Source organism: Streptomyces sp. A18 (genome assembly GCF_059026065.1).
The window spans coordinates 1-2,349 of sequence record NZ_JBWLKL010000111.1; the positions used below are offsets into that span (position 1 = coordinate 1).

The 2,349-nt window shown below is 73.4% G+C and carries 4 protein-coding genes; 1 reads left to right on the plus strand and 3 read right to left on the minus strand.

Annotated elements, in window-relative coordinates:
• Positions 1–662: transglutaminase family protein (locus tag AC5P1C_RS43615; RefSeq protein ID WP_493871563.1), on the minus strand; the 662-nt coding region annotated here is incomplete at its 3' end.
• Positions 663–755: 93 nt separating this feature from the next.
• Positions 756–1,232 carry a DUF2000 family protein gene (locus AC5P1C_RS43620; RefSeq protein WP_493871564.1) on the minus strand — a complete coding sequence of 159 codons (477 nt, stop codon included), beginning with the start codon at positions 1,230–1,232 and terminating at the stop codon, positions 756–758.
• A 49-nt stretch (positions 1,233–1,281) separates the two neighbouring features.
• Between AC5P1C_RS43620 and AC5P1C_RS43625 the strand changes: the two genes are divergently transcribed.
• Positions 1,282–2,112: an AraC family transcriptional regulator gene (locus AC5P1C_RS43625; protein WP_493871565.1), complete on the plus strand. Its 831-nt coding sequence runs from the start codon at positions 1,282–1,284 to the stop codon at positions 2,110–2,112.
• Here the strand turns inward: AC5P1C_RS43625 and AC5P1C_RS43630 are convergent.
• Positions 2,105–2,349: tetratricopeptide repeat protein (locus tag AC5P1C_RS43630; protein ID WP_493871566.1), on the minus strand; the 245-nt coding region annotated here is incomplete at its 5' end. The genes AC5P1C_RS43625 and AC5P1C_RS43630 overlap by 8 nt on opposite strands.

The following is a 2,349-nucleotide window of genomic DNA, read 5'->3' on the forward strand; positions in this document are numbered from 1 at the left end:
AGCAGGGAGAGTTCGACCGCCCAGAGCGCGACGTCCGAGCGCTCGGGGCGGGCCGCCGCCCACGCGCGGATGTTGTTCAGGACGCGCAGGACGATGTCGAGGGGCCCCGCCGGGCACAGCATCGACGGCACGAGTGGCGCGCCCGTGGCACCCGCCACCAGCAACTCCGCGTCCGTGGCGGAGAGTACGTGCCCTCCCGCGAAGGGGTTGGCGAGCACCTGCTCGTCGCGCGCGCCGAAGCCGACCACGAAGTGGCCGGGCAGGGCCACCCCGTGGACGGGCAGGCCCGCGCGGCGGGCGACCTCGATCCACACCACCGACAGGAGGATGGGCAGACCTCTGCGCCGCCGCAGCACTTCGTGCAGGAGCGCGGACCGGAGGTGCTGGTAGTCGCCGGGCCTGCCCCTGAACCCGTGGCGCGTGCCGAGCAGTTCCGCCACCGCCAGTGCCAGGGACCGAGGGCCGCACGTCGGGTCGGGCAGCCGCTCGGTCAGCTGGTCGGCAAGGCGGTCGAGGATGTCCCGCGCCGTACGCATGCCCGCTTCGTCGAGATCCGGGTCCGCCTCCGCGCCGATCAGCAGGCACAGCTGCGCGAGATCGGGCCGCGCGGACCGCGCCTGATCGGCGAAGAGGCGTCGCCGCTCCGGGGATTGGGGGTGCATAGGTGCTTCGTGCCCGGCCGGGCCGATCGCTAGCGCTCCGATCTCTCTCCCCGCGCTGCCGCCTCCGTCGGTCAGGGAGGCAGCCGGGCCCCTTCAGGGATGCATCCGGGCCCCTTTGAGGACCTTGTCGACCGCGTTGCGCGGACCGTGGACGAGGAGCCCCACCAGATCGAGCTGATCGGCGGGCACGGCCCGCACGGCCGCCCGGTTGGCGCGGTCGTGGCCGGTGGCGAACAGGTCCGACGTGAACACCGCGCTCGGCAGCGATCGGGACAGCACGCGACGGTGCGCGGCGGTCAGTGTCTCCTTGGACCCCTCGAAGACCAGGACGGGCTGGCGGAACATCGGCAGATAGGGGGTGCCGTCGGCGTCCTCGTACGGCTCGCCGACCACATCGGGCACCGCCGTGCCGAGCCCGCTCACCAGGAACGCGGTCACGTTCAGTCGCTGCCAGGACTCCAGGTCGGCACGGAGCAGGACGGCGATCTTCGTGTCGAAGCGGACCGGCGCCGCGTCCGTGACCTCGGCGTTCTCCGTCGTGGTGGTGTCTGTCTCAGCGGTGGTTCTCATGCCTCGAGACTGGCGGGTGGACCACAGCCGCGTCTTGTACGTTCTTTGCATGGTGGCCCAGCAGGAGATTTCCGCATGGCGCCCGCCGGTCGCGGGTGTCGTGGAGGTCTTCCACGCCCACTTCACCGAGCACGCGTACCCGATGCACGTCCACGACGCGTGGACCCTGCTGATCGTGGACGACGGAGCCGTCCGCTACGACCTGGACCGGCGCGTGCACGGCACCCCCGCCGACACCGTCTCGCTGCTCCCGCCGCACGTCCCGCACAACGGCTCGCCCGCGACCCCCGACGGCTTCCGCAAGCGCGTGCTCTACCTGGACATGACGCAGCTGGACGCGAGCTACATCGGCCCGGCGGTGGACGGCCCCGACCTCGTCGACCCCGTCCTGCGCAGGCGCGTGGGCCAGCTGCACGCGGCCCTGGAGCGCCGGGGCGACGAGCTGGAGGCCGAGAGCCGCCTTGCGCTGATCGGCGAGCGGCTGCGTGGACACCTGCGTCCCAGGATCGCCGCCGACGCCCCGGGCGGCACCGCACGAGGCATCGCCCACGACCTCCGTGACCTCCTCGACGAGCGGCTGCTCGACGGCGTGACCCTCGACGAGGCCGCGCGTCTGGTCCACGCCCACCCCAGCCACCTCGTACGCGCCTTCAGCGGGGCCTACGGCATCGCGCCGCACCAGTACGTGATGTCGCGCCGCGTCGACCGCGCCCGTCGGCTCCTCCTGTCGGGCCAGCCGGCCGGCGAGGTGGCGGCCGCCGCCGGTTTCTACGACCAGTCGCACCTCACCCGCCACTTCAAGCGCGTGGTGGGCGTCGCTCCGGGGCGCTACGCCCGCACACGGGCCGCCCACCGGGCCGTTGACCGAGCCGTCAGTTGAGCATGGCGCGCGCCGCCCGCGCCTGGTCCCGCACCCGGTCCGCCGTGGTCGGCTCCACCGTCGTCACCACGTCCGCGTACGTCTCCAGCTCCGCCGCTCCCGCGAGGAAGTCGCCGCGCTGGACGAGGAGTTGGGCCCTCTCGTAGCGCAGCCGCGCCGGGTGCGCGGGCAGCAGCAGGGAGAGTTCGACCGCCCAGAGCGCGACGTCCGAGCGCTCGGGGCGGGCCGCCGCCCACG